This is a genomic window from Actinomycetota bacterium (genome assembly GCA_035759705.1).
Classification (GTDB): Bacteria; Actinomycetota; CADDZG01; order JAHWKV01; family JAHWKV01; genus JAJCYE01.
The window spans coordinates 1-6,861 of the sequence record DASTUJ010000064.1 but is presented as its reverse complement, the minus strand read 5'-3'; the positions used below and the strand labels follow the sequence as shown (position 1 = coordinate 6,861).

General features: G+C 65.2%; 9 protein-coding genes and 1 tRNA gene. All 10 read right to left on the bottom strand.

Annotated features, from left to right (window positions below):
• Nucleotides 1-122: 122 nt before the first annotated feature.
• A complete protein-coding gene (locus VFV09_04210; GenBank protein ID HEU4866914.1) occupies nt 123-857 on the bottom strand; it encodes a MerR family transcriptional regulator in 735 nt (244 codons plus the stop codon).
• 1 nt (nt 858) lies between these two features.
• Complete coding sequence (locus VFV09_04205; protein HEU4866913.1) at nt 859-1,332, bottom strand: FHA domain-containing protein; 474 nt, start codon at nt 1,330-1,332, stop codon at nt 859-861.
• Nucleotides 1,333-1,376: 44 nt separating this feature from the next.
• The gene (locus VFV09_04200) at nt 1,377-2,084 is read right to left on the bottom strand and encodes a lipoate--protein ligase family protein (GenBank protein HEU4866912.1); all 708 of its coding nucleotides are present in this window, start codon (nt 2,082-2,084) and stop codon (nt 1,377-1,379) included.
• 53 nt (nt 2,085-2,137) lie between these two features.
• Entirely contained in the window at nt 2,138-2,548 is a 411-nt protein-coding gene (gene gcvH, locus VFV09_04195; GenBank protein ID HEU4866911.1) for a glycine cleavage system protein GcvH, read from the bottom strand.
• 16 nt (nt 2,549-2,564) lie between these two features.
• Nucleotides 2,565-4,400: a VanW family protein gene (locus tag VFV09_04190; protein HEU4866910.1), complete on the bottom strand. Its 1,836-nt coding sequence runs from the start codon at nt 4,398-4,400 to the stop codon at nt 2,565-2,567.
• Nucleotides 4,400-4,987, bottom strand: coding sequence for a CDP-alcohol phosphatidyltransferase family protein (locus tag VFV09_04185; protein HEU4866909.1), 588 nt, complete (start codon nt 4,985-4,987; stop codon nt 4,400-4,402). Before VFV09_04185 ends, VFV09_04190 begins: the two co-directional genes overlap by 1 nt.
• 92 nt (nt 4,988-5,079) lie before the next feature.
• Complete coding sequence (locus VFV09_04180; protein HEU4866908.1) at nt 5,080-5,700, bottom strand: SGNH/GDSL hydrolase family protein; 621 nt, start codon at nt 5,698-5,700, stop codon at nt 5,080-5,082.
• A 28-nt stretch (nt 5,701-5,728) separates the two neighbouring features.
• Complete coding sequence (locus tag VFV09_04175; protein ID HEU4866907.1) at nt 5,729-5,962, bottom strand: hypothetical protein; 234 nt, start codon at nt 5,960-5,962, stop codon at nt 5,729-5,731.
• Between the two features lie 136 nt (nt 5,963-6,098).
• Nucleotides 6,099-6,172: transfer RNA gene (locus VFV09_04170), tRNA-Pro, on the bottom strand.
• A gap of 17 nt (nt 6,173-6,189) precedes the next feature.
• Nucleotides 6,190-6,861, bottom strand: a 672-nt coding sequence (locus tag VFV09_04165) for a GTP-binding protein (GenBank protein ID HEU4866906.1), incomplete at its 5' end; no start/stop codon positions are given.

Here is a 6,861-nt window from a genome sequence, read left to right as displayed (position 1 = left end):
AGGTTTGAATCACCTGGGGGGTTGCCGGCGTCTGGGCAAGCGCCTCGGAGGGCCCGGGGAGCAGAGCCGCAACGGCAAGCCAGACGGCTACGAGCTTCAAGGTCAGCGGGTGGGGAGCGGCACTAGCTGGAGAGGTAGTCTTTCAGCCTTGACTTGAGCATTACCTGCTTCAACCTCCGGGAGAGCTTCGCCAGGTCGTTCAACGACTGGCTGACGCCCTTTCGGCTCTCCCCGCCGGCCCGGGAGAGCGGGATCACAACCTGCTCGAATAACCCGGCCTCCTTCTCGGCGAAGTTCTTGTACATCCGTAGGTGGCGGGCATAGATCCCGAACTTGGCAAAGTCCTTGGCAAGCTTGGCCACCAGCAGGTCGTCCTCGTCGAAGTAGGAGCCGCCGGCGGGCAGCGGGTGGGAGTGAACCAGCCCGTAGTCCTCCAGCTCTTTTACCTCCTCCTCCGTCATTCCGGTGGCGTTGACGAACTCGCCGAGGCTGAGGCTCAGGCCGCCCTCGAGTGTCTCCAACTCGTTCTCGTCCTTGGCTGCGCGGATCGGAGGCGGCGCCGGCGCTTCAGGAGCTTCGTTGTCGGGGGCCTCCGAGGGGTCGAAGTGCTCCAGGCGCTTGCGGATGACCTTCAGCGGCACGAAGTGGTCCCGCTGCAGGCGAAGGATGTACCTGAGCTTGGCCAGGTCCTCCTGGTAGAAGCGGCGGTAGCCGGAGGGGGTCCTTTCCGGCTCGATCAGCCCCTCGGCCTCCAGGAACCGGACCTTGGAGAGGGTGACATCGGGGAACTCCTCGGCGAGGGTCTTGATGACGTCGCCGATGGTCATGTAGTTGCGGTAGCTGCGTTCGGCCTTCAATTTAGGTCGGGTTGCCTTCCGTGAAGATGACCAGCTTGAACTTGCCGATCTGGATCTCGTCACCGTTCTTCAACGCTGCGCTGTCCACGCGGTTCCGGTTGACGAAGGTGCCGTTCAGGCTGTCCGAGTCGACGATCTTGAAGCCGCTGGAGTCCCGGCGGATCTCGGCGTGGCGGCGGGAGACGGTGACGTCGTCCAGGAAGATGTCGCTTGCGGCGTCCCGCCCGCAGGTGACGACATCCTTCTCCAGGAAGAAGTTCGTGCCTGCCTCGGGGCCCTTCTTCACCACGAGGACTGCCTTGCCCTCCTCGATCTCCTCGACCGGGAAGCTGACCTCCTCGGTCTCGTAGGTGGGGACCTCCGGGATGAACGAGATAGTGGTCTCTGCGGCGTCGGCCGGCTTAAGTGTGTTGCCACAGGCACCACAGAATTTAGCCCCGGTGGGATTACGTGTTCCGCAGTTGTGACAGTACATTCGGTCGACCTCCTGAAGGATCCAGCTAAAGGAATACTAGAGGGTTAAGCAAGTATAAGCTCGGATGAAGGCTTCACCTCCCGATTGCCGGGCGAAAACTTCTCGATTTTCACCTCCCGAAACCTTCCCCAGCGGCTCTCGAATCCATCGATCAGCGCGCCGGCCAGCTCGCCGGTTGTGGTACCCGGGCGGATCAGGTCGATGCATGTGGAGTCGTTGCGGCCGGGGTGGCGCAGCAGGTCTGCGGTCAGCGGGCGGCCGTCCGCCACGGGGATCGAGCCGTGCTGCAGGAACCATCCCGAACGCCTCACCTGGGCGCTGCCGCATATCTTGGAACCTCTCACCTTCAAGTCGGCGCCGACTGTAGTGGCGAAGCAGGCGGATCGGGAGTCCAGAGCGGGGGCGCCGGACGGTCCGGTCCCCCGGCTGCCGGCCTCGGCCGGGATGCCCAGAAGCTCCAGTCCGGCGATCAATCCTTCCGCAACCCACGAGTAGGCCTCCAGGACCCCCCTCCCGGCGGTGGGCGCCACCACGCTGTAGGTGAGGTCGCCGCCGTGAAGAACCGCCGTCCCTCCGGTGGGCCGCCTGACGACGTCGACGTTGTGTTCGGCGCACCTGGTCACCAGCTCGTCGCTGACCCGCTGGTGGACGCCGAGCGAGAGCGTGGGCCGCGCCCAGCTATACAGGCGCAGGACGGGCCGCTGAGGGTGGGTGCGGACGGCCCACGCCAGCAGGGCTGCGTCTACGGCCATGTTCTCCGCCGCCCCCCCTGCGGGGCTGCGGAGAAGGTCGAAACCGGGGAGGGCTACGCCTCGTCCCCTTCGCCCGCCTCTTCCTCCAGGAACTTCTCATAATCCTCGGGTGAGAGCAGCGCTTCGAAGTCCGACGGGTCCGCCGGCTCCACGACCAGCAGCCAGCCCTCGCCGTACGGGTCCTGATTGACCGCGGCGGGGTTCTCCTTGCACTCGGCGTTGATCTCCACGACCTTGCCCGTCAGGGGAGAGTAGAGGTCGGAGACCGACTTGGTGGACTCGACCTCGCCCAGCGGCTCCCCGCCCTCGACCTCGTCTTCGGGGTTCGGCAGGTCCAGGAACACAACGTCCCCCAGTTGCTCCTGGGCAAAGTCGGTCACGCCCACGGTCACCCGCCCGTCATCCTCGAGGCGGGCCCACTCGTGCTCACGGGTGTAGCGCAGGTCTTGCGGGACGTTCGACATCTAGTGCTCCTCCTGTTTACCGAGCCCCGGGACTTGCGGACGGTGCCGGACTGGCTGTTGGTTGTGCTGCCGGTGTTGCTGAGGGATCTGTAGGCGGAGCGGGCGCCGGAGCCGGCGGAGCGGCAGGGCCCGTCCCCCTCTTGATCACTCGCTTCCACGGACGGTACTTGGACACGAAGTTATCAGAATGCAGCACCTTGCTGCCTTCCATCACCTTGCGGGTGACCGTGACGTCGAACCCGGGCTTGCCTTCGGCTGCTACCACCTCGGTGCCCTTGGGCAGGGCCGGGTCGTCTATGTACTTGACCTCCGGAAGCTTCGGGTTGGTCTGGGGCGAGGTCGTCTCACTCACCGTTCGGCCCAGCGGGGACGAGTAGAGGCTGACCGTCAGCTCCCGGGCCGAGACCCTGGCTTTCACCAGCACGCCGAACTCGGTGTCGTTCTTGAACTTGAGGTCCTGCGATGGAAAGTTGACCATCGCGTCCTTACCCGTCGGGTAGGCCGAGACGAACAGGCTGTGGTTGCTGCGCTGCACGACGTCGAGGCCCGCGGAGAACACCGAGTTGAACAGCGTGGTCGCCACCTGGCACACACCGCCCCCGATGCCGGGCACAAGCTCCCCGTCGACCAGCACGCCGGCCTCCTGGTAGCCGTTGGCCACCGTGCGCTCACCCGTAGCGTCGTTCAGGGAGAACGTTTCGCCGGGCTTGAGGACCTTGCCGTCCATAGCCGACGCCATCCGGTCGATGTTCCCGACGCGGGGGGCGTTCCGGGCGTCGAAAACGGTTGTGTACTGGGAGATGCGCTGCTTGATTCCGAGCTTGGACGCCGCGTCGGTGGTGAGCCCGGCAGGCTGGACGACCGAGGTCAGGGCGATGGGCCTACGCTCGCCGGAACCGAGAGCGACCAGCGCAGCGGCCGCCGGGCCGGTTTCGACGCTGGCGCCGTTCTGGCTCGGCTGGATGCTCACCTTGTCCCCGGCCACGGTGAAGGTTGCGTCCTTCGCCGGGCGGTTCACCTCCGGCGCAGCCGCCACGATCTTCTCCTTCAGCACCTCGGGGTCCGCCTCGAGCACCAGCGTGCTGCCCTTCGCCTTGCCCGGCTCGTCGATGACCTTGACCTTCAGGGCGGGCGCAATCCTGTCGGCGGCAACCGTGAAGGTCTTGCCCTCGTGGACGAAGGCGATGGGCGCCTTGAGGATGTTCTCGGCCTGCTGCTTGACGCGCTCCTGCTGTTTGGTGTCGATCTCCGGGTTGGTGACCTTGACCGGAAGCTTCAGCGAATCGGTGGAGGTGGGGCGCAGGGCAGCCTGCAGCAGCATCTTCCGCGCCGGCCCAGCACGTAGCTCGTAGCCCTTGGTCGGCGGCTTCACGGTAACAGTGGCTCCTGCGACGGAGAAGTCGCCGTTGGAGGCTTCCGATTTGACCTGTGCGGCCAGCTGCTCCATTGCCTTGTCGAATCTGTCCTGGTCGACCCGGGGCTCCCACCCCAGGCTCTGCTGCCCGCCGCCCAGGCTTCTCATCATCCAGACGAACGAGCTGCTGCGGCCCGCCATAAAAGCCTGCTCGGCGCTGGCTCGAAGGTCGACCGACACCCCCATGCTCTCGGGTGAGCGTACCCACTGGCGGTCTCCGACCACCAGGGTGATCGGGCGGCGCTCGAGCGCCCGTGCGGCGGGCGCCAGGCGGCTCATGAGCTCGGACGCCTCCAGGCCGGACACCGGGACCCCTCCCACTACCGTGCCGCCCGCAACCTCACCGGCGCTGGCGACCGCCGATGCGCCCATCCAACCGCCCAGGACCATCACCGCGACCACCCCCGCAATCCCGGCTTTCCGCTTGCCCAGCTGCATCAAACGGCAGCCCTCGCGTCGAGAATTTTTCGGATCTCTGTGTAGTAGAAGTAGCCGGCGACGTAGTAGAGCACGGCCCCGACGACCAAAAAGGCCAGGGAGGCGGGGGCGGCGAAGTCCTCCAGGGACTCCAGGACACTGGCGGCGGCTAATGCCATACCGCTAAAGATAAATGCAGTGGCCCACTTGCCGGTCCGGTTGACGGGAATTCGCGGGAACCCCTTGGCCTCCAGGATCGGGAAGACGATCGAGACGATCAAGTCCCTGAACAGCAGCACTCCGGCGATCCAGAAGGGAACCACGCCGCGGAAGGTCAGGGCGACCAGAACGACGAATATCGCCAGCCGGTCGGCCACCGGGTCGAGCAGCTTGCCCAGCTTGGACACCTGTCCGGTGGCCCGGGCGACAAAACCGTCCAGCCAGTCGGTCGTGCCGAGGATCATCAGCAGGATCAGCGCCAGTGTGTCCCGGTCACCGGTGAGGAACGCCCACCCGAAGATCGGGATGAGGATCAAGCGGCCGGTGGTGATGATGTTCGGGATGGTCAGCACCCGGTCGAGGACGACCTCTTCCGATTCTGCGTTCACCGAGGTCGCCTCCGTCCGCTTCAAGAACCTAAGACCTGGAAAGCTCACAGGTGTGGGCCCAATTGTAGTGCCGGGCGCGAACGAAGCGGGGGCTAAAAAGCGGATTCGATGTGGTGGAGGAAGATCTCCGCCAGGGCGACGTGCCCCAGCGTCGACGGGTGGAATCGATCCTCGCTGATGAGAACCTGCATCTCCTCCTGTTCCATGCCCTCGGAGGCCTCCTGCAGGTCGACCAGGTGGGCGCCGTTGGCCAGCACCACCTCTGCGATGGTTGCGTTCCACTCCGCGGTGAACGCGGTCAGCTGGTCGGGCCGGTAGCTCTCAGCCAGCTCGGGGATCCCGCGGAGGTCGGGAACGTTGCCGACGAAGACCTGGGCACCGGTGTCGGTCATGCGCCTGACGATCTCATCAAGGGACTTGCGGTAGGTCTCGAGCGGAACCTGGTTGCGGATGTCGTTGATCGCCAGCCAGATCGTCACCAGATTCGGTTCGAGCGTCTCGGCTGCCGGCAGCTGCTCGACTGTGGCCTCCTCGGCGGTGCTCCCCGACACGCCCAGGCGGTGGATCACGGTTCCCTTGGGGAGCCGCTCGTAGATCACGATGGGCCAGGCCTCGGTGTCGGGTTTGTCGGCCCCTTCGCCCACGACGTCGGAGGCCCCGATCGCAACATAAATCAGAGCGCCATGGGCGCCCTGATTTTGGATGCTGCTCAAATCTGAGATGGGGCTGTGCAGCTGCGGCTTAGAACTGGTCTTCGTCGATGCGCTCGCCGAGAGACTTGGGCTCTTCGTTCATGCTCCGCTCCATGCCCTCCATGTACTTGGGGTCACGGGTCTCGGGGCGATCGGCGTAAGCCGCCAGGATCCTCTCGTTGTTCTTCTTGCGGTCCGGCGGGGGCCCCAACTTCTTGTTTCCCTGGACGTTCATGATGGTCTCGATCATCGGCTTGCTCTTGCCGCTTTCTTCATCAGCCATGGAACCCTCCCTAGGATGCGATCTTGGATCGTTGACAGGCCTATTCTCGCACCGCCTCACTCTTTTGTTTGGCCAGCGGGCGTGGAACTAAACCTATGCCTGAACGGTGCGGGTGAATCGTTAGGCGTTTTGCCAGTCGGGACGGCCGGATTTGAACCGACGACCTTCCGGCCCCCAGCCGGATGCGCTACCAAACTACGCTACGTCCCGAAGCTTCGATTGTAGTGCTAAGTGCGTTCTTCTCGTACCCGCTCCCTCACGATTATCTTGATCGGGTTGCCGGTGAAGTCGAACTCCTCCCGCAGGCGGCGCTCGATGAACCGCTCCCAGGAGACCGCCAGGACCGCGCTGGTGAACAGCACGAAGGTGGGCGGCGAGGTCTCGGCCTGAGTGGCGTAGAGGACCTTGGCGTGTTTGCCGCCGACGCTCGGCGGCGGAGTCCGCTGCTGGGCCTCGTGGATCAGGTCGTTCAGGGTCGAGGTCGGGACCCGGCGCTTCCGGGCCTGAAGGACGTGGTCGATCTGCGGAAAGATCTTGCCCACTCCCCTCTTCGTGAGGGCCGAGGTGCGGATGAGAGCGGCGTAGTCGACGAACTGCAGGCGGTCGGCCACGGTCCTCTCGGTGATCTTGGCCATCTCCTCGTCCTCGATCTTGTCCCACTTGTTCAGAGCGATGATGCAGCCGACGCCGGCGTCGGCCACCTGGCGGGCGATCCGCTGGTCCTGCGCCGCAGCGCCCTCGTCGGCGTCGACGACCAGGATCGCCAGGTCGGCCCGGGCGATCGCCTGGCGGGTGCGGCTGGCGCTGTAGATCTCCACCTCGTGGGTCTTCGCCCGGCGGCGGATGCCGGCGGTGTCGACGAACCGGTACATCTTTCCGTTGACCTCAAGAAGGCTGTC

Excerpts from the sequence above, each read along its gene's own strand:
- gcvH (HEU4866911.1), bottom strand. The coding sequence starts at position 2,548 with ATGTCGAACGTCCCGCAAGACCTGCGCTACACCCGTGAGCACGAGTGG.
- VFV09_04175 (HEU4866907.1), bottom strand. The coding sequence starts at position 5,962 with ATGGCTGATGAAGAAAGCGGCAAGAGCAAGCCGATGATCGAGACCATC.
- VFV09_04190 (HEU4866910.1), bottom strand. The coding sequence starts at position 4,400 with ATGCAGCTGGGCAAGCGGAAAGCCGGGATTGCGGGGGTGGTCGCGGTG.
- VFV09_04200 (HEU4866912.1), bottom strand. The coding sequence starts at position 2,084 with ATGGCCGTAGACGCAGCCCTGCTGGCGTGGGCCGTCCGCACCCACCCT.
- VFV09_04205 (HEU4866913.1), bottom strand. The coding sequence starts at position 1,332 with ATGTACTGTCACAACTGCGGAACACGTAATCCCACCGGGGCTAAATTC.